The organism is Pseudoxanthomonas sp. CCNWLW251 (assembly GCF_037402255.1).
Classification (GTDB): domain Bacteria; phylum Pseudomonadota; class Gammaproteobacteria; order Xanthomonadales; family Xanthomonadaceae; genus Pseudoxanthomonas_A.
Genome location: NZ_JBBEGA010000001.1, coordinates 1,016,403 through 1,034,676 on the forward strand (window position 1 = coordinate 1,016,403; position 18,274 = coordinate 1,034,676).

Annotated in this window: 18 protein-coding genes; 9 read left to right on the plus strand and 9 right to left on the minus strand. The window is 66.8% G+C overall.

The annotated features are described in order from the left end of the window. Positions 1-201 precede the first annotated feature (201 nt). From WBN46_RS04855 to WBN46_RS04865, 3 genes are all read left to right on the plus strand, one after another. A complete protein-coding gene (locus WBN46_RS04855) occupies positions 202-1,095 on the plus strand; it encodes an alpha/beta hydrolase (protein WP_337730526.1) in 894 nt (297 codons plus the stop codon). Further along, the gene (locus tag WBN46_RS04860) at positions 1,092-3,569 is read left to right on the plus strand and encodes an acyl-CoA dehydrogenase (RefSeq protein ID WP_337730527.1); all 2,478 of its coding nucleotides are present in this window, start codon (positions 1,092-1,094) and stop codon (positions 3,567-3,569) included. Before WBN46_RS04855 ends, WBN46_RS04860 begins: the two co-directional genes overlap by 4 nt. Positions 3,570-3,763: 194 nt before the next feature. Continuing rightward, positions 3,764-4,237, plus strand: coding sequence for a hotdog fold domain-containing protein (locus WBN46_RS04865; RefSeq protein ID WP_337730528.1), 474 nt, complete (start codon positions 3,764-3,766; stop codon positions 4,235-4,237). A gap of 118 nt (positions 4,238-4,355) precedes the next feature. Here the strand turns inward: WBN46_RS04865 and WBN46_RS04870 are convergent, their stop codons facing one another. Beyond that, complete coding sequence (locus WBN46_RS04870; protein ID WP_337730529.1) at positions 4,356-4,706, minus strand: DUF1304 domain-containing protein; 351 nt, start codon at positions 4,704-4,706, stop codon at positions 4,356-4,358. Positions 4,707-4,756: 50 nt separating this feature from the next. After that, positions 4,757-6,124 carry an MFS transporter gene (locus WBN46_RS04875; RefSeq protein WP_337730530.1) on the minus strand — a complete coding sequence of 456 codons (1,368 nt, stop codon included), beginning with the start codon at positions 6,122-6,124 and terminating at the stop codon, positions 4,757-4,759. A 214-nt stretch (positions 6,125-6,338) separates the two neighbouring features. Between WBN46_RS04875 and WBN46_RS04880 the strand changes: the two genes are divergently transcribed. Together WBN46_RS04880 and WBN46_RS04885 are read left to right on the plus strand one after the other, a co-directional pair. Continuing rightward, positions 6,339-7,985 carry a choline dehydrogenase gene (locus tag WBN46_RS04880; RefSeq protein WP_337730531.1) on the plus strand — a complete coding sequence of 549 codons (1,647 nt, stop codon included), beginning with the start codon at positions 6,339-6,341 and terminating at the stop codon, positions 7,983-7,985. A gap of 440 nt (positions 7,986-8,425) precedes the next feature. After that, a complete protein-coding gene (locus tag WBN46_RS04885) occupies positions 8,426-9,853 on the plus strand; it encodes a serine hydrolase domain-containing protein (RefSeq protein ID WP_337730532.1) in 1,428 nt (475 codons plus the stop codon). 43 nt (positions 9,854-9,896) lie between these two features. Here the strand turns inward: WBN46_RS04885 and WBN46_RS04890 are convergent, their stop codons facing one another. Together WBN46_RS04890 and WBN46_RS04895 are read right to left on the minus strand one after the other, a co-directional pair. Then, on the minus strand, positions 9,897-10,430 hold the full coding sequence (locus WBN46_RS04890) for an SRPBCC family protein (RefSeq protein WP_337730533.1): 534 nt from the start codon (positions 10,428-10,430) through the stop codon (positions 9,897-9,899). Between the two features lie 114 nt (positions 10,431-10,544). Next, positions 10,545-10,991: a histone gene (locus WBN46_RS04895; protein WP_142123522.1), complete on the minus strand. Its 447-nt coding sequence runs from the start codon at positions 10,989-10,991 to the stop codon at positions 10,545-10,547. A 502-nt stretch (positions 10,992-11,493) separates the two neighbouring features. On the opposite strand from WBN46_RS04895, the gene WBN46_RS04900 reads away from it, so the two are divergent. Further along, a complete protein-coding gene (locus WBN46_RS04900) occupies positions 11,494-11,616 on the plus strand; it encodes a hypothetical protein (RefSeq protein WP_337730534.1) in 123 nt (40 codons plus the stop codon). 420 nt (positions 11,617-12,036) lie between these two features. Here WBN46_RS04900 and gcvH read toward each other — a convergent pair whose 3' ends face one another. From gcvH to WBN46_RS04925, 5 genes are all read right to left on the minus strand, one after another. After that, positions 12,037-12,432, minus strand: a complete 396-nt coding sequence (gene gcvH, locus WBN46_RS04905) for a glycine cleavage system protein GcvH (protein WP_277728816.1) — start codon at positions 12,430-12,432, stop codon at positions 12,037-12,039. 84 nt (positions 12,433-12,516) lie between these two features. Further along, positions 12,517-13,638 carry a glycine cleavage system aminomethyltransferase GcvT gene (gcvT, locus tag WBN46_RS04910; RefSeq protein WP_337730535.1) on the minus strand — a complete coding sequence of 374 codons (1,122 nt, stop codon included), beginning with the start codon at positions 13,636-13,638 and terminating at the stop codon, positions 12,517-12,519. Positions 13,639-13,701: 63 nt separating this feature from the next. Then, the gene (locus tag WBN46_RS04915) at positions 13,702-14,217 is read right to left on the minus strand and encodes a hypothetical protein (protein WP_337730536.1); all 516 of its coding nucleotides are present in this window, start codon (positions 14,215-14,217) and stop codon (positions 13,702-13,704) included. Further along, positions 14,218-14,649 carry an NfeD family protein gene (locus WBN46_RS04920; protein WP_337730537.1) on the minus strand — a complete coding sequence of 144 codons (432 nt, stop codon included), beginning with the start codon at positions 14,647-14,649 and terminating at the stop codon, positions 14,218-14,220. It abuts the gene before it with no gap. A 3-nt stretch (positions 14,650-14,652) separates the two neighbouring features. Next, positions 14,653-15,609 (minus strand): SPFH domain-containing protein, encoded by a 957-nt coding sequence (locus WBN46_RS04925; RefSeq protein WP_192200289.1) that lies wholly within the window; start codon positions 15,607-15,609, stop codon positions 14,653-14,655. A gap of 159 nt (positions 15,610-15,768) precedes the next feature. On the opposite strand from WBN46_RS04925, the gene WBN46_RS04930 reads away from it, so the two are divergent. The 3 genes from WBN46_RS04930 to WBN46_RS04940 are packed head-to-tail and all read left to right on the plus strand — an operon-like array spanning position 15,769 to position 18,273. Beyond that, the gene (locus tag WBN46_RS04930) at positions 15,769-16,332 is read left to right on the plus strand and encodes a sigma-70 family RNA polymerase sigma factor (RefSeq protein ID WP_337730538.1); all 564 of its coding nucleotides are present in this window, start codon (positions 15,769-15,771) and stop codon (positions 16,330-16,332) included. Continuing rightward, positions 16,325-17,080, plus strand: coding sequence for a hypothetical protein (locus tag WBN46_RS04935; protein ID WP_337730539.1), 756 nt, complete (start codon positions 16,325-16,327; stop codon positions 17,078-17,080). The genes WBN46_RS04930 and WBN46_RS04935 overlap by 8 nt, the downstream gene beginning before the upstream one ends. Before the next feature lie 29 nt (positions 17,081-17,109). Beyond that, positions 17,110-18,273, plus strand: a complete 1,164-nt coding sequence (locus WBN46_RS04940; RefSeq protein WP_337730540.1) for a PDZ domain-containing protein — start codon at positions 17,110-17,112, stop codon at positions 18,271-18,273. Position 18,274: the final 1 nt, after the last annotated feature.

Sequence of the window (18,274 nt, forward strand, 5' to 3'; positions counted from 1 at the left end):
TAACCATACGCCGGGGTGTGTAGCGGTACGTTTGCTGCGGCGCGTCATAAATAAAGGCAAATCAATCGGTTGCATTTGAAACGCTTGCGCGGGATCGATTGACTGCTCTAAATGCGAGAGCCCATACTAGCCCGTATGGTCACAACCCCCTCCCCTGTCTCTTTCCGCTTCGACGGTGACACTGCTGCCGCATCGGATCGCATGCTGCCGGGACAGGGGAATGTCGCCCTGGCGATCCGTCGCTTTGCATCGCCACGCGCGCTCCAGGGCCATCCTGCATTGATCTATGCACACGGTTTCGGGCAGACGCGCGGTGCGTGGAACCGCACCGGCGAAGCCATGGCGGCCCACGGTTACGCGGGGCTCGCCTACGACGCGCGCGGCCACGGCGAATCGTCGCGCAACGCGGCCGACGTGCCCTACACCGGTGACCAGTTCGCCGACGATCTGATCGTGGTGGCCGGGGAACAATCCGAGCCGCCGGTGCTGGTGGGCGCTTCGATGGGCGGACTGTTCGGGCTGATCGCCGAGTCGCGCTGGCCCGGCCTGTTCCGCGCGATGGTGCTGGTCGACATCACCCCGCGCTGGGAGCACGCCGGCCTGCAGCGCATCCTCGCCTTCATGACGGCGTTCCCCGACGGTTTCGCATCGCTCGAGCACGCGGCCGACATCATCGCCGCCTACCAGCCGCAGCGTCGTACGCGCAAATCGGCAGACGACCTGCGCGAGCTGCTGCGCGAAGGCGACGATGGTCGCTGGCGCTGGCACTGGGATCCTCGCCTGGTCGACGAACTGGCCCGCGACAGCGCCCAGCACCAGGACGCCATCGCCGAGGCGGCGCGCCAGGTACAGTGCCCCGTGCTGCTGATCAGCGGTGGCCGCAGCGACCTGGTCTCGGAGAAGACCGTCGACGAGTTCAAGGCCCTGGTGCCGCATGCGCGCCACGCCAACCTGCCGCAGGCCACGCACATGGTGGCCGGCGACGACAACGACGCATTTACCAGCACCGTGCTGGAATACCTGGCGAGCCTGTCGGCCGCGCCGGGTAATGCCGAATCCGATGTAACCGAATCCGTGTCCGGAGCAACCCCATGAGCATCGTCATTCCCTTCATCGCCTTCCTGCTGGCGGGTGCGTTCGCCGCCTATCACCGGATCCGGCTCGCGTACTGGGCCGCCATCACCGCCAGCCTGCTGGTCGCGTGCTGGCTTCTGGGCGCCAATCCCACCGCCACCCTTGTCGCGGCGGTTGTCGTGGTGGCGATCGCGGTGCCGCTGCTGATCCCGGCCATCCGCAAGCCGCTGATCACCGCGCCGGCGCTGGGCTTCCTGCGCCGCGCACTGCCGCCGCTGTCGCAGACCGAACGCATCGCGCTGGAAACCGGCTCGGTCGGCTTCGAAGGCGACCTGTTCACCGGCGACCCGGACTGGAACAAGCTGCTGGCCTATCCCAAGCCGCAGCTCACCGCCGAAGAGCAGGCCTTCCTCGACGGCCCGGTGGAAGAGCTGTGCCGGATGACCAACGACTGGGAAATCACCCACGTCCACGCCGACCTGCCGCCGGAGTTGTGGGACTACATCAAGAAGAACAAGTTCTTCGGCATGATCATTCCCAAGCAGTACGGCGGCCTGGGCTTCTCGGCGCTGGCGCACCACAAGGTGATCCAGAAGATCGCCTCGGTCAGCAGCGTGGTCAGCTCCACCGTCGGCGTGCCGAACTCGCTCGGCCCGGGTGAACTGCTCAACCACTACGGCACGCAGGAACAGAAGGACTACTACCTGCCCCGTCTGGCGATCGGCCAGGAAGTGCCCTGCTTCGGCCTGACCGGACCGTTCGCCGGCTCCGATGCGACCTCGATCCCCGACTACGGCATCGTCTGCAAGGGCGAGTGGAACGGCGCCAACGTGCTGGGCATCCGCCTGACGTTCGACAAGCGCTACATCACGCTGGCGCCGGTGGCGACGATCATCGGCCTGGCTTTCCGCATGTACGACCCGGACGGCCTGATCGGCGATACGCGCGACATCGGCATCACCCTGGCGCTGCTGCCGCGCGATACCGACGGTGTCGAAGTCGGTCCGCGCCACTTCCCGCTCAACTCCCCGTTCCAGAACGGCCCGGTGCGCGGCAAGGACGTGTTCATCCCGCTCAGCCAGCTGATCGGTGGCGTGGAGATGGCCGGCAAGGGCTGGAACATGCTCAACGAGTGCCTCGCCGTGGGTCGCTCGATCACCCTGCCCTCCACCGCCAGCGGTGGTGCGAAGGCCGGTGCGCGCGTCACCGGCGCCTATGCACGCATCCGCAAGCAGTTCGGCCTGTCGGTCGGCCGCTTCGAGGGCGTGGAAGAAGCGCTGGCCCGCATCGGTGGCAAGGCCTATGCGATCAGTGCGCTGTCGCAGGCCACCGCCGCCGCCGTGGACCGCGGCGACGTGCCCTCGGTGCCGTCGGCCATCGCCAAGTACCACTGCACGAACATGGGCCGCGACGTGGCCAAGGACGTGATGGACATCGTGGGCGGCAAGGGCATCATCCTGGGCCCGCGCAACTTCGCCGGCCGCGCGTGGCAGGCCTCGCCGATCGCCATCACGGTGGAAGGCGCGAACATCATGACGCGCAGCCTGCTGATCTTCGGCCAGGGGTCGATCCTGTGCCATCCCTACATCATCAAGGAGATGCGCGCCGCGCAGGATCCGGACACCGGGGCCGGCGTGAACATGCTGGATGCCGTGCTGTATCCGCACATCGGTGGCGCGATCTCCAACGCGGTGCGTTCGTTCTGGTTCGGCATCACCGGCTCGAAGATCGGCGCCGCGCCTGGCGATGCATATACGAAGAAGTTCTTCCGCAAGCTCGATCGCTACGCGGCCAACCTGGCGCTGCTCACCGACATCTCGCTCGGCGCACTGGGCGGCAAGCTGAAGTTCAAGGAATCGCTCTCCGGCCGCCTGGGCGACGTGCTGAGCCACCTCTACATGATGAGTGCCGTGCTGAAGCGCCATCATGACGAAGGCACGCCGGAAGCCGACAAGCCACTGCTGGCCTGGGCCTTCCACAACAGCGCGTACGAGATCGAACTGGCGCTGTCGCAGGCGCTGCGCAACTTCCCGATCAAGCCGCTCGGCTGGCTGCTGTGGCCGGTGGTGTTCCCGTTCGGCCGCCGTGCCGTGGCGCCGGGCGACCGCCTGAGCCATCGCGTGGCGATGCTGCTGATGGCGCCGAACGAAGCACGCGACCGCCTGGGCCAGGGCGTGTTCCTGACTCCGTGCGAGAACAACCCGGGTGGCCGCATCGACAGTTACCTGGCGACCGCCGTTGCCGCCGAGCCGGTCGAACGCAAGTTCCTGAAGGCGTTGAAGACCAAGGACATCGAGGCGCTGGACTACAGCGCGCAACTGGACGAAGGCGTGCGCGAGGGCTGGATCACGGTCGAGGAACGCAAGCTGCTGGAAGAGCTCCGCGCGATCACCCTGGACACGATCACCGTGGACGAATTCGAGACCCACGAGTTGCGTGCGGCCAGCTACTACGACCTGCCACAGAACAAGCGCCAGCCGCGCGAAGCGGCCTGAGGACGCGATCTGATCCCTCTCCCGCCAGCGGGGGAGGGCTGGGGTGTGGGGCGACCGAAGCCCCCTCCCCGTGCGGGTCGTGATGCCATCCGAAGACGGTCGCGGTGCGCAGTGAACCGGCATCACTGTCGCCGCTTGCCCCCCATCCCAACCTTCCCTCGCAAGCGGGGAAGGAGCAGACAAGGAAGCCTTGAATGAGCGCGAATGTCCTCGGGATCTACCGCCGCCTGGAGCGCAAGCCGTTCGGCGCCTGGCTGTTCTCGCGCCTGATCTGCTTCAAGGCGCCCTACTTCGGCAGCATCGGCCCGCGCATGGTGCGGCTCGAACCCGGGCGCGGCGAGGCGACGATCCGCCACCGGCGCTCGGTCACCAACCATCTGGGCACGGTGCATGCGATCGCGCTCTGCAACCTGGCGGAATTCGTCGGCGGGCTGACCACCGACGTCAGCATCCCGCGCTCGATGCGCTGGATTCCCAAGGGCATGACGGTGGAATACCTGAAGAAGGCGGTCGGCACGATGCACGCCGTCGCCACGCCGGCGTTCGAGCCGCGCGAATCCATCGAGGGTTACGAGCTACCGATGGAGGTGGTGGTCAGCAACCCGCAGGGCGAACCGGTGTTCCGCGCCCGCATCAGCATGTGGGTGTCGCCGAGGCCTGCGCGGTGAGGTGCTGACGTTGTAGGAGCGACGTCAGTCGCGACCGCCCGGCATCCGTTCGCGCGAACAAGCGGCGATGGCGATTCGAAACGTGCGGTCGCGACTGACGTCGCTCCTACAACCGCGTCTACGACAGCCAGACCGCGCCCAGCGCCGCGATCGCCGGCAGTCCCTGCACGAAGAAGATGCGCTTGTTGACGCTCCAGGCGCCGTAGAGCGCCGCCACGATGACGCACAGCAGGAAGAAGACGACCACGTTCCACTGCGAGGTCAGCAGGCCCCATAGCAGGCCGGCGGCCAGGAACCCGTTGTAGAGCCCCTGGTTGGCGGCCAGCACGCGCGTGGTCTCGGCCTTCTCGGGCGTGTTGCGGAAGGTCTTAAGGCCCAGTGGCTTGGTCCAGAGGAACATCTCCAGGACCAGGAAGTACCCATGCAGCAGTGCCACCAGCACCACCAGTCCCGTCGCGATCACGTCCATTCGCACCTCCCGTCATGTGGCAGGCAGCATAGCGTCAACACACACGGGCGTCAGGCGCTCGCCTTGGTCGATGTCTTCCCGGGGAGGGCGCGCTCGGACGGCAGCTTCGACTCCTCGCGCAACAGGCGCCACGCGCTGAAGGTCATCGCGCTGGCGACCAGCAGGCCGGCGCCGAACACCACGTTCGAGCCGAATGCGGACAGGAACTTGTGCAGCCAGACGAAACTGAGGTCGCCGCCGCGGTAGATCACGGTATCGATGGCCGCGCCCGCCTTGTAGCGCCATTCGCGGCCGACGCGGGTGTAGATGGTCTCGCGCGCCGGCTTGGCCAGCGAGAACTCGCTGGCGCGCGTCACCACCTGCACGATGGCCACCATCATCGGCAGCGGCGAGGCGGTCAGGAAGGAGTAACCGAGGATGATGGCGCAGCCGGGGATCAGCAGCGCCGGCCCGATGCCGAAGCTGCGCAGCAGCCAGCGCGTGACCAGCAACTGGATGAGCAGCGTCAGCACGTTGACCGCCATGTCGATGCCGGCGTAGTACGCCGTGCTGGCGGCGGGATCGGTGTAGTACTGGCGCACGATCGCGGCCTGTTCGTTGTAGAGCAGCGTGCCGACGCCCACGCCCATCACCACCAGCGACGCCAGCCAGCGCAGCAGCGGCTCGCGCGCGATGAGCTTCAGGCCGGCCAGGATCTCGCCACCCATCGGCTGTTCGCCACTGACCGCCTTGCGCTCCTGCTCGCGCGCCACTGCCCACAGGCGCAGGCGAAGTTGGCATACCACGCAGACGGACAGGAACGCCGCCGACACCAGCATCAGGTTGGCGATGCCGATGCGCTCCACGAAAGTGCGTGTCAGTACGGGCCCCAGGATCGCGCCGACGGTGCCGGCTGCCCCGATGTAGCCGTAGAACTTGCGTGCTTCGGCATTGCTGAACACGTCGGCCATGAAACTCCAGAACACCGCGACCGCGAACAGGTTGAACACCGCGATCCACAGGAAGAAGGCCATTCCGCGCCCGGGCATGCCGCTGTCGAACAGCAGGTAGAACAGCAACAGCGTGCCGATGAAGAAGCCGTAGACCGCCGGGAGGAAGACACGCCGCGGATACCGGCTTACCAGCCAGCCATACACCGGCTGCAGCAGCAGCATGATGATGAAGGTGCAGGTGAACAGGACCTGCAACGTGAAGTCCTTCAGCGCCATGCCGCGCGCGGCGAAGAACTCGATCATGGCGGGCGGGAACACGGCCTGTACGTCGTTGGACGCCCCCATCGCCTCGCGCACCGGGCGCAGCACGTAATAGCCGCTCAGCAGGCAGAAGAAATAGACGAAGGCCCACAGCAGCGGAGGCGATTCGGCCATCGCGGCGCGGAACCGGCCGAACCGGGTGGTCGCTGGGGAAGACGGGTCCATGGTGTGCGGCCTGCCAATCGCATCATCGGGAGCGGACGAGGCCCGCCTGTGGCGCGCAAGGTATCCGATGCACTGCAACATCGCCAGCCTCTTGCGCCGCGTACCGCGCCGGAACACCGGCGATGCGGGCGCCGATGCGTTCCCCCGCGCCAGCCCGAGCATTTGCTCTACCCCTCGCCGCTAGGTTCGGCCGTACTTCGCAACAGGGCAGCATGTGTACGACTACATCATCGTGGGCGCCGGTTCAGCCGGCTGTGTCCTGGCCCACCGCCTGAGCGAAGACCCCGCCTGTCGCGTGCTGCTGCTGGAAGCCGGCCCGCGCGACTGGCATCCCTTCATCCACATGCCGGCCGGCCTGGCCAAGCTGGTCGGACAGAAGGGCGTGAACTGGAACTACGACACCGCGCCGGAGCCGCAGCTCGACGGGCGCCGCCTGTGGTGGCCGCGCGGCAAGGTGCTCGGCGGTTCCAGTTCGATCAACGCCATGTGCTACACGCGCGGCGTGCCGGAGGACTACGACGCGTGGGCCGAAGCGGGCGCGGAGGGTTGGGACTGGGCCGGCGTACTGCCCTACTTCCGCCGTTCCGAACGCAATGCGCGCGGTGCGGATGCGCTGCATGGCGACGAAGGTCCGCTGTACGTATCGGACCTGCGCCACACCAATCCACTGTCCGCAGTCTTCATCGAGGCCGGCACCCAGGCCGGCTTCGCGCGTAACGGGGACTTCAACGGGCCGGCCCAGGCCGGTTTCGGTCTGTACCAGGTGACCCAGAAGGAGGGCGCGCGCTGCTCGTCGGCGGTGGCGTACCTGGATCCCGCACGCGATCGCCAGAACCTCGACATCGTCACCGGCGCCCTGGTCCGTCGTGTGCTGCTGGAGAAGGGCCGCGCGATCGGCGTGGCGTACGCACGTGGCGGGCAGGAGATCGTTGTCCGCTGCGACCGCGAAGTGCTGCTGAGCGGCGGCGCGATCAACTCGCCGCAGTTGCTGATGCTGTCCGGCATCGGACCGGCGGAGCATCTGCAGGAACAGGGCATCACCGTCCGCCATGCGCTGCCGGGCGTCGGCCGCAACCTGCAGGACCATCTGGACATCTGCACGCTGCAGCACTGCACCCAACGCGTCACCTACGACCGCACCAGCGAACTCAGGACCGCCTTCGACTACTTCCTGCGTGGCCATCGCGGCCCGGGCAGCAGCAATATCGCCGAGGCCGGCGCCTTCGTGCGTTCAGCGCTCGCACCCGACGAGCGCCCCGACATCCAGTTCCATTTCGTCCCGGCGATGCTGGACGACCACGGACGCAACCGCCTGCCCGGGGACGGCTACACCGCCCATGCGTGCTTCCTGCGCCCGCGCAGCCGCGGCCAGATCCTGCTGGCCAGCGCCGACCCACGCGTGGATGCGCGCATCGAGGCGAACTACCTGAGCGACCCGGAAGGGTTCGACCTCAGGATGATGGTCGAATGCGCCAGGATCTCGCGCGAGTTGTTCGCGCAGCCCGCCTTCGACGCCTACCGTGGCGCCCCCATCCACCCGGCGCGCAACGACCTGTCGGATGCCGAGCTGATCGCCTTCATCCGCGCCAAGGCCGAAACCGTCTACCACCCCGTCGGCACCTGCCGCATGGGTGAAGACGAAGACGCCGTGGTCGATTCCGGGTTGCGCGTGCATGGCATCGCGGGACTCCGCGTGATCGATGCCTCGGTGATGCCCACGCTGATCGGCGGCAACACCAACGCACCGACCATCATGATCGCCGAGCGCGCCTCGGACCTGATCCGCGGACTGCCGGTGCTGTCGGGCCACCCTGCGCGTGCGGCGACCACGGCACCTGCCGCCCTTGCCGCCACCGACTAGGACGGGACGGGCAGCGCGCCACTCGCGCGTCACGCATCTCCGGGCTGCGACTCGCCCCGGTTGCGGCCCGGCCCCGCATTCAGCCTGTCCGACGCCCGCCGCAGCGCATCGCGCGTGCGCATGCTGAATGCGGTGCCGCGATGTTCCTCAATTACCGGCATTCGATCGCCCACGACGCTCCGCACTTGCAGCGCTCCGGCGAATCGGGCCGAAACGGCGCGGAAATTGCATGCGATGGATAGCAGGCATTCCTGAACGTGTCGCATGCGTTCAACCGCCTGTTGGAAGCGTCCGCGCCTTACTGAACTGGGACGACCGCCACACCTGTAATCAGCAGCAGGATGAACAACATGGACATGGAATCTCTCCCTGTTTGTGCAATCGAAAAAAGCGGCGTTATGATCCGAGCAGGCAAGGGTCTTACGCAGGCGTCACGCACGATGAAACACAAGACAAGCCGGCGCTCGCTGCACGTCTTCCGGATCGGCCTGGTCGGGCTGCTGCTTCCGCTGACGCTGTCGTCCACGGCACAGACACCGTTGCGCTGGACGTCCGCCAGTCACGGCGCTGAAACCGCCCCGGTCTCCGCCAACGCGGCTGCGAGCGCGGGTGCCTACGTCTCGCCAACGCAGCCGCGCCCGTACCGCACGGCGCTGACGGGACAGAACATCCAGCCGCTCGCGGCGGGGTTCGATGTGCGGGCCTTCGAGACCATGGCCGAACACCTGACGGTGGGCCAGCGGGTTCCCGGCCTCGCCATGGCCATCGTCCACAACGGCCGCGTGATGAGTGCGCGCGGCTACGGCGTCACCGACGTGGTCAATCCGCAGCAGGTCGACGCGCATACGGTGTTCCGGCTGGCGTCCTTGTCCAAGGCCTTCGCCAGCACGCTGACCGGCCTGATGGTGCAGGACGGTTCGCTGCGCTGGGACAGCAAGGTCAACCAGTACGTGCCGGGCTTCCAGTTGAGCGATGCGAATGCGACCTCCCATGTGACCGTCGCGGACGTGCTGAGCCACAGCGTCGGCCTGCAGGCGCACAACGCCTTCGACCGCGACATCGAAGCCAATGCGGAGTACTACGACGTGGCCCGCAAGCTGGCGTACGCGCCGCTGAAGTGCGCACCCGGCGAATGCTATGCCTACCAGAACGTCGCCTTCAGCCTGATCGGCGACGTGGTGTTCGCCGCCACCGGCACGTTCTACGACCAGGCGGTGGACCGTCGCATCTTCAAGCCGCTGGGCATGAACGATGCGAGCATGGGCCTGGCCGGCATACAGGGCAGCACGCGCTGGGCGCGACCGCACGTGCGCAGCCGCAATGGCTGGGTGTCCCTGACGCCGAAGCCCACCTATTACCGGTTGCCGCCTGCCGCGGGCGTCAACGCCAGCGCCAGCGATCTTGCGCAGTGGCTGATCGCCCAGACCGGCCATCGCCCCGACGTGCTGCCGGCGCCGCTGCTGGCGACGCTGCATGCACCCGTGGTCACCACGCCCGGCGAAATGCGCGGTGGCTGGCGACGCGAACGCATCCACTCGGCCAGCTATGCGCTTGGCTGGCGCGTGTTCGACTACGCAGGCCAGCAGGTCGTCTTCCACGCGGGGGCCGTCCAGGGATATCGCGGCCTGGTCGCACTGGTTCCCGGACAGGATCTGGGCGTGGCGATGGTGTGGAACAGCGACAGTTCGCTTCCCTCGGGGCTGTTGCCGACCATCCTCGATCGCGCAATGGGCCTGCCCGGTGAACCCTGGGTCGAGACACCGGCAGATTACGACCTGCTGCTCGCCGAGTCGCCCGAGGCGACGCCTGCGGACGGAAAGAAGGACAGCGGCACGTCTTCGCACCGCAGCACCGCGTCTCCGCGTTAAGAGGCACGTGCACGGCGGCGCTGCCCGCCGTGCCCCCATCGGGTCAGGCCTGCGTGCCTTCCAGCAGCGACTTGAGCTTGCCCAGTCCCTTCTCGTAGTCGGCACCGATCATCCGGTCGAACAACAGGCCCAGCCAACGCTTGAACGGATTCATGCCGTGCTGGGTATCGAACGCCCACGTCAGGCGGGTGCCATTTCCTTCCGGCTCCAGCAGGTAGGCTGCCTGCGCCTGGCTGCCGTCGAAGTCGAGCGCCACCACGACGCGCCGGTGCGGCTCGCTGGCGGTGATCTCCTGGCTACCGCTGCCTACGGAACGATTGCCGGACCATCGCATGCGCGCGCCGACGCCGCTGGCCGGACCCTCGAACGTGTACTTCGCCTGTGGGTCGTACTCTGCCCATGGCGACCAGGCGCTGAAGCGCTCGAACGAGTTGAGCGTTGCGAAGACCTGCTCCGGGCTGCGTTCGATCACCACGCTGCGCTCCACGTGCGTCGTTGCCGGCAACAGCAGGCCGCCCAGCCCCAACAGCAACCCGATGGCCGCGATGGCCGCCAGTACCCACTTGAAGAACCTCATGCCTACCCTCCTCGCATCTCCAGAGGAGGCAGCCTAGCCGTTCGCCCATAAAAAAACTCTCCCCCCGCTGGGCACAGGGAGAGAGTCCATGGTGTTACGGCTAATCGGGTTGGCTTAGATCAGCGGAGCCGGGGTTGCCGGCAGCGCGACGGGGGCCGCTTTCTTCTTGGACTTCTTGGCAGGCTTCTTGGCGGCCTTCTTAGCGGCCTTCTTGGCCGGCTTCTTGGCTACTTTCTTGGCAGCCTTCTTCGCGGTCTTCTTGGCAGCCTTCTTCGCCGTCTTCTTGGCGGGCTTCTTGGCTACTTTCTTGGCCGACTTCTTGGTGGCCTTCTTCGCGGTCTTCTTGGCAGCCTTCTTCGCCGGCTTCTTGGCTACCTTCTTCGCAGCCTTCTTGGCGACCTTCTTCACTGCCTTCTTGGCCTTGGCGACCTTCTTGGCGACCTTCTTGGCAGCCTTCTTCACTGCCTTCTTCACGGTCTTCTTAGCAGCCGCCTTCTTGGTGGCCTTCTTGGCAGCCTTCTTGGCGGCCGGTTTCTTTTTCGCAGCTTTCTTCGTTGCCATGTGATGGCTCCTCGTCAATGAACTATGGATTTTTACGTCTGGTTACAGCACATCTGCCCGGAGGCAGGCCCAGCTGCAAGAAACGCCGCGGGAGTCGGACCCGTCGGCAGCCGTCGTCGCGACACGCGCGGCGATGCGGATTCCCCAGGGGGCCAGGCGTGCGAAACCCGGCTCCCTACAAATACGAAAACACCCGTGTCGCCAGGCGACACGGGTGCGATGAAGGAGGTGCTTTGCGTTTTTCCGGGGGAAGCGAGTCCTGCGTCCACCGTGATCCCGGTGCGGACGATGGGCTGTGTTGTCTTTCGCGCTGTCGTGTTGATTCGACTCACTCGCTTCCGCAGGACGCTCTGCTTGGGGCGAAACCTAATCACGGTTTTTCAAGGTGTCAACACCTTCGCTCAACTTTTTTTCTCTGGTCGTCATGGCCGGACGGTGCCGGCAAGCGTGGATGGCGGCGACGCCATGCCGCCGACGGGCGAACCCGATTCGACTGACGGACATGCGCCTGAAAAAAAACATCGGTAAAACGCGCTTTTTTTTCTCCGAGGTCCTGCACGCCACCGGTTGGAGCGACGATGCAATGCGTCCTCGACGGCTGCGCGCTGCCGCCCTGACGGGTTGAACAGCGGCTAAAAAAAACTTTTGCCGAGGGTGTCCGATTTCGCGTCGCACAAGTCGGATTGCGCCGATTTGCGCAAACATTTTTCCTTCCACCGGCGACTTCGTCGCCATCGCCGGCGCCGGAAAGTCGACACGACGGGCATCGCATCGCGGACTCGGCACGCCACTGCACGCGCTCGCATCGGCAGGCGTACCTGGCATTCCGCTTCGCCGTTCGTCGGCTACGGCCCTTCGCGCGTGTCGCCCTCCGCGCTACGCACGGCGGACGTGACGCGCCTGGCGGTCGGTGATCCGTCCTGGGTGGTGGCGGGAAATCCGTGGCGCCACACAGGAGCAGGAAACGAAACGGGGAACCGGCAACGGGGAACACCAGGTTCCATCGTTGCCGGTTCCCCGTCGGGGGACAGCCTGTACGGATGCCTCAGTTGTCGTCGTCTTCGATCAGTTCGGCATAGTCATCGGGCGACAGCAGGTCGTTGAGCTGGTCCGGCTCCTCGGCCTCGATCACGAAGATCCAGCCTTCGCCATAGGCGTCCTCGTTGATGGTCTCGGGCTTGTCGGCCAGCGCCGCATTGACCTCCACGATCTTGCCGGTGACCGGGCTGTAGACATCGGACGCGGCCTTCACCGATTCGACCACCGCGCTGGCGTTGCCCGCTTCGATGCGGTCGCCGACGTTGGGCAGCTCGACGTAAACCAGGTCGCCGAGCAGGCCTTGCGCGTGGTCGGAGATGCCGACGGTGATGCGACCGTCACCTTCGAGGCGGGCCCATTCATGGGACTTGAGGAATTTCAGATCGCCAGGAATTTCACTCATTGGGGGCTCCGGATTGCTGCTGGGGTCGGGTAGGGGAAGATAGTTTAGCGGAGGAATGCGCGGGTGAAGAATGTCGGGGTGCGATCACGCCAGCACGCCGGGCTGGGCTTGGCCGTCGCGCACGAACGGGAACTTCACCACACGCACTGGCACCTCTTTGCCACGGATGTCCACGCGCACGCCGCCCTCGGCACCGAGCGGGATATCGCCGGCCGGCACGCGCGCGAAGGCGATGGCCTTGCCCAGCGTCGGCGAGAACGTGCCGGACAGGATCTCGCCGTCGCCATGCGCGGTGAGCACTTTCTGGCCGTGGCGCAGCACACCCTTCTCATCCATGACCAGGCCGATCATCTGCCGCGGTGCGCCGCCGGCCTTCTGTGCTTCCAGCGTGGCGCGGCCGGTGAAGGCGCGACCTTCGTCCAGCGCGACCGTCCAGGCCAGCGCGGCTTCGTACGGCGAGACGGTGTCGTCCATGTCCTGCCCGTACAGATTCATGCCCGCCTCCAGCCGCAACGTGTCGCGCGCACCGAGGCCGGCGGGCTTGACGCCCGCCTCGATCAGCGCGTTCCAGAACGCCACGGCCTGCGCCTGCGGCAGCACGATCTCGTAGCCGTCCTCGCCGGTATAGCCGGTGCGGGCGACGAACAACGGCACGCCGTCGGTGCTGGTGGTGTCGGTGGCGGCGAACCGGGTCAGCTTGCCGACTTTCGCACGGTCCTCCTCGCGCAGCAGGCCGTGCACGCGCTCGCGCGCCGTCGGACCCTGCACGGCGACCATCGCGAAGTCGGGACGCTCGGTGACCTGCACATCGAACGCGACCGCCTGCGCGGTGATCCACGCCAGGTCCTTCTCGCGGGTGGCGGCATTGACCACCAGGCGGAAGAACGCCTCGTCCAGGAAATAGATGATCAGGTCGTCGATCACCCCGCCCTGTTCGTTGAGCATGGCGGTGTACAGCGCCTTGCCCGGCTTCTGCAGCTTGTCCACCGAGTTGGCGACCAGCTGGCGCAGGAACTCCCGCGTGCGCGCGCCGCGCAGGTCGACCACGGTCATGTGGCTGACGTCGAACATGCCGGCGTCGCGGCGCACCTGGTGGTGCTCTTCGATCTGGGAACCATAGTGGATCGGCATGTCCCAGCCGCCGAAGTCGACCATCTTGGCGCCAAGCGCGCGATGGGTGTCGTTGAGGATGGTCTTCTGGGTCATGGCGGCGTCCGGGCGGGCAAAGAAGCGCATTATCCCAGAACGCACCAGCAGGGTGCGCCGTCGCTACAACCCGTAGTACGCCTCGTTGATGCAGTCGACGGTGCGCGCATCCAGCACCTCGAAACGGGCGTCGGGCAGGCGCAGGCGGCCCGCCCAGGCGACATCCTTCAACCATTCCGTCGCCGTGTCGTGCTGGCGCACGATGGCCGCGACGCGGGCATCGTCCTGCCCCTTCACGCGACAGGTACCGAACTGCAGGTAGTAGCCGGGCCGGTCGCCCGCGTATGGCACGGCATCGGTGATGCGCCATAGCGCGCGAGGCCCATCGCGTCCCGCCAACTGGCCGGCCACCACGAAGCGCGGCACCGGCTCATCGCTCTCGGCGGCGGCGCGCGAGGCCAGCACGCCGACCGAGTACTCGCACACACGGTCAGGATCCCGGGACAGGGAAACGCAACTCCCGCCCAGTTCGTCGAGCCCGTCGGGATACGGCGGCATCACCCGGCCGACGAGGTCCGCTGCCGTGACGGACAGCGTCGCCAGCACGGACATCGATCGCGCCAGCCCCGTCGCACCCATCTAGGCCTCCTGCACCTTCAACGTCATGCCATTCACCGCGACCACCCTCACGCGCGTGCCGACCGGCAGGTCGGGGCCTTCCACTGCCCAGAACGCGTCGTCGATCCTGACCCGGCCGCGTTCTCCCACGATGGCCTGGTCCAGCACGGTCACCGTGCCGACCAGTTGCTCCGCGCGGCGGTTGAGCAGTGGCTTGTCGCTCTGGCGACCCTTGCCACGGAACCACGTGCGGTAGATCTGGATGGACACGAAACTCAGCACGACGAAGGCCGCCACCTGGGCCAGCAGCGGGATGCCCGGCACCACCAGTACGCCGATGAACACCACTACGGCGGCAAAGCCCATCCACAGCATGAAGGCGCCTGGTGCCATGGTCTCGGCGGCGAACAGCAGCAGTGCCACCGCCGCCCAACCCGCAACGTCCCAGCGCATGGCTCAGCCCCCCACCCGCGGCGGCACGCGCGGCGGCGCGGCCTGCTGCTTGCCCAGGGCCTCCTTGGCCAGTTCGGCGATGCCGGCGATGGAGCCGATGATGCCGCTGCTCTCCATCGGCATCAGAACGAACTTCTGGTTGGGCGCCGTGGCCAGCTCCTTGAAGGCTTCCACGTACTTCTGCGCGATGAAATAGTTGATCGCCTGCACGTCACCCTTCGCGATGGCGTCGCTGACCATCTGGGTGGCCTTGGCTTCCGCTTCGGCCAGGCGCTCGCGCGCCTCGGCGTCGCGGAACGCGGCTTCCTTGCGGCCCTCGGCCTCCAGCACGGCGGCCTGCTTCTCGCCCTCGGCACGCAGGATCTCGGACTGGCGCGAGCCCTCCGCTTCGAGGATCTGCGCGCGCTTCTCGCGTTCGGCCTTCATCTGGCGCGCCATCGAGTCGATGAGGTCGCGCGGCGGCTGGATGTCGCGGATCTCGATGCGGTTGACCTTGATGCCCCACGGATTGGTGGCCTGGTCGACCACGCTGAGCAACTGCGCGTTGATGGTTTCGCGCTGGCTCAGCGACTCGTCCAGGTCCATCGAACCGATCACGGTACGGATGTTGGTCTGCACCAGGGCGATGGTTGCCACCTCGAGGTTGGACACCTCGTATGCCGCCTTGGCCGCGTCCAGCACCTGGAAGAACACCACCCCGTCGACCTTCACCACGGCGTTGTCCTTGGTGATCACGTCCTGGCTGGGCACGTCCAGCACCTGCTCCATGACGTTCACCTTGCGACCCACGCCATAGATGATAGGCACCAGGAAGTGCAGGCCCGGATCCAGCGTGTGGGTGTACTTGCCGAAGCGCTCCACCGTCCATTCGTAACCCTGCGGCACCATCCGCACGGTCTTGAACAGGATGATGACGCCGGCCACCAGCAGGATGATGGCCACGAAACTGGTCTCGAACATCGATGTTCCCCTCTTGGTCCCTGATGCGACCCAGTATAGACCCGCGGGCACGGCCGTCCGGGGCCGCAGCGTGCCGGCGATCGATGAACTTTCCGCACGCTGCGACGGTATTGCCCTCTGCCGCATCCCTGTATGGGACGACCCGACGAATTCCCCCGCTTGAGCCGATCCCAGTTCGCCATCGACGTCCCCGACAGCCTGGTCGCCCGTGCGCGCACAGGATGCAGGGAGGCGTTCGAACAGATCTATCGACGGTTCGAGCGCCCGGTGTTCACGCTGGCGCTGCGCATCTGCGGCGACCGGGAGCAGGCGGGCGATGTGTTGCAGGACACCATGCTGAAACTGTTCCACCACCTGCCCGACTATCGCGCCGACTGCCCGTTCTGGGGTTGGCTGCGCCAGATCGCGGTGAACGAAGCGCTGCTCCGCCTGCGCAGGCAGAAGCGGCTGGTGGCCGAGATCGCGGTCGACGAAGACGACCTGCCCGAAGACCAGGGCCTGCCACCCACTGCAGCAGCCGATGCCGTCCTGTTGCAGCGCGCACTCGATGCCTTGCCGGCCGCCACCCGCAGCGTGCTGTGGCTGTACCACGCCGAGGGCTATACCCACGACGAGATCGCCGCACTGATGCAGCGCACGCCCAGCTTCTCCAAATCGCAACTTTCGCGCGGCACCCGTCGCCTGCGCGCGTTGCTGCAGATCGAGGAACCCGTCCATGCCTGATGTCCGCACCCGCGATGCCATGCCGCGTGACTGGGGAGACGCCTTTGCAGGCCTGCCGCTGGAAGCAGCACCCGCTGACAGCTGGGCGACCCTGGTTGCCCGCCTCCCTCCGCCCGTGGTGGTACAGCCCCATCGCTGGCCGCGGCGCGTGGCCATGGCCGCCGCGCTTGCACTCGCCGTGGTGCTGCCCCTGCGATGGACGGACCCAACCACGCCTTCACCCGCACCCCCGACCACCTCGACACATCAACCCGCCCCGCCGGCGGACACGGATTCGCCACCTTTATATGCAGAGGCCGCAAAAGGTTTGCCCACCCCGATCGGCGCGCGCGCCACGGACACCGCAGCCGCGCGGTCCACGCTCCAGCGCGGCACCCTTCCGGTCGCCCGGCAACGCGCGGCACGTCCCACCGGTGACATCGAGCCTGCAAAGGTCGCCGCGCCCCCCGCCACTGATCCGCTGGATGCGCTGTATGCCGAATCGGCACAACTGGAAGCCGTGCTGGCACGGCTGCCCGAATCGCGCATGGCCAACGCCGCCACGGAAGCGCTGTCCGCCGGACTGCAGGAGCGGGTGGCCAGCATCGACATGGCGCTGTCGCAGGCCGCCTTGTCCGACGACACGCAGGCGCAACTGTGGCAGGCGCGCGTGGACACGCTCCGGCAGTTGACCGGCGTGGAAACCACCCAGCGCTGGCAGGTGGCGCGCGGCGAATCCTATCCGCACCCCGACACCGCGATCTACTGACCCGACACCGACCCATGCCGGAGGCACGCATGAAACCCGCCCTGCTCACCGCTTCGTTGCTGATCATCGCAGCGGCATCACCCCTCGACAGCCTCGCCCGCCAGGACGCGGGCTCCATGCAACAGAAGGAGCTGGAAGCGGCGCGTGCCGACCTGCAACGGGCGGCCAGGCGCGTGGCCGAACTGTCGCGGGGTTCCGCCGTACTTCCACACGCCATTCCCATGCACAGCCCGCTCCAGCGCAAGCCACGCCTGGGCGTCCTGCTGACCGGCGATGACGACACCGGCGTGCGTATCACCGGCATCACGCCCGACAGCGGCGCGGCGAAGGCTGGCCTGAAGGCCGGCGATCGGCTGGTCGGCATCGGCGGCAAGCCGATTGCCGGCACCAGTGCCGACGAGCGCCTGGCCAACGCACGCGCGGCCCTCGCGGACTTGAAGATCGACGTGCCCGTTTCGGTTTCCTACCAGCGCGATGGTCGGGACCACGAGACCAAAGCCACGCCCATTCCCATCCGTCCCCAGTTCGCCTTCTCCACCCACCGGATGGCCGGGTCGGACGCGCTCAGTGGTCTGGATGAAGACATCACCATCACGCTCGACGATCTGCCGGTGGGCATTGCACCGGAGGTGCAGCGCGAGCTCCGGCAACTCGGCAGGCTCGGGGATTGCAAGGAGCAGGAATGCAGGCTGCCGGTCCTGGCCGAAGCTTTCCGCTGGAGCAACCTGAATCTCGCCCGCGTCGATCCATCGCTGGGGCGCTACTTCGGAACCGATACCGGCGTGTTGGTGCTCTCGGTGGGGGAAGAGCTGAAGGGCCTGCAGGCAGGCGATGTCATTCGCAGGATCGAAGGCAAGCCGGTGACCACGCCGCGCGAAGTCATGCAGGCACTGCGTGGCAGGCCCGAAGAAGCCAAGGTGTCGATCGACTACCTGCGCGACCGCCGGACGCAAACCACGACGCTGACGGTCCCCGAAGCCACGTCGTTCCATTTCCCCGCCATGTCGCGGATGGAAGCAAGGCCGCGCGTTGGCGCGACACCCGGCACGGCGCCGAAAGTCCTCGAAAGCCGGCGCGTGATGATCATCGACCAGGACGGCAACGTGCGTACGTTCGAAGACGAGAAAGCCGCCCCGTTGCCGCTGCCCGCATCTCCTGTTCCACCCGCCGGCAAAACCGGCACTCTGCTCTGAC

Coding starts and splice junctions, on each gene's coding strand:
- WBN46_RS04920 (WP_337730537.1), bottom strand. CDS start 14,649: ATGCGCTGGGACGTTGCGGGTTGGGCGGCGGTGGCACTGCTGCTGTTC.
- WBN46_RS04855 (WP_337730526.1), top strand. CDS start 202: ATGCTGCCGGGACAGGGGAATGTCGCCCTGGCGATCCGTCGCTTTGCA.
- WBN46_RS04885 (WP_337730532.1), top strand. CDS start 8,426: ATGAAACACAAGACAAGCCGGCGCTCGCTGCACGTCTTCCGGATCGGC.
- WBN46_RS04900 (WP_337730534.1), top strand. CDS start 11,494: ATGCGCCTGAAAAAAAACATCGGTAAAACGCGCTTTTTTTTCTCCGAG.
- WBN46_RS04875 (WP_337730530.1), bottom strand. CDS start 6,124: ATGGACCCGTCTTCCCCAGCGACCACCCGGTTCGGCCGGTTCCGCGCC.
- WBN46_RS04940 (WP_337730540.1), top strand. CDS start 17,110: ATGAAACCCGCCCTGCTCACCGCTTCGTTGCTGATCATCGCAGCGGCA.
- WBN46_RS04870 (WP_337730529.1), bottom strand. CDS start 4,706: ATGGACGTGATCGCGACGGGACTGGTGGTGCTGGTGGCACTGCTGCAT.
- WBN46_RS04915 (WP_337730536.1), bottom strand. CDS start 14,217: ATGGGTGCGACGGGGCTGGCGCGATCGATGTCCGTGCTGGCGACGCTG.
- gcvH (WP_277728816.1), bottom strand. CDS start 12,432: ATGAGTGAAATTCCTGGCGATCTGAAATTCCTCAAGTCCCATGAATGG.
- WBN46_RS04935 (WP_337730539.1), top strand. CDS start 16,325: ATGCCTGATGTCCGCACCCGCGATGCCATGCCGCGTGACTGGGGAGAC.
- WBN46_RS04890 (WP_337730533.1), bottom strand. CDS start 10,430: ATGAGGTTCTTCAAGTGGGTACTGGCGGCCATCGCGGCCATCGGGTTG.
- gcvT (WP_337730535.1), bottom strand. CDS start 13,638: ATGACCCAGAAGACCATCCTCAACGACACCCATCGCGCGCTTGGCGCC.
- WBN46_RS04895 (WP_142123522.1), bottom strand. CDS start 10,991: ATGGCAACGAAGAAAGCTGCGAAAAAGAAACCGGCCGCCAAGAAGGCT.
- WBN46_RS04860 (WP_337730527.1), top strand. CDS start 1,092: ATGAGCATCGTCATTCCCTTCATCGCCTTCCTGCTGGCGGGTGCGTTC.
- WBN46_RS04865 (WP_337730528.1), top strand. CDS start 3,764: ATGAGCGCGAATGTCCTCGGGATCTACCGCCGCCTGGAGCGCAAGCCG.
- WBN46_RS04925 (WP_192200289.1), bottom strand. CDS start 15,609: ATGTTCGAGACCAGTTTCGTGGCCATCATCCTGCTGGTGGCCGGCGTC.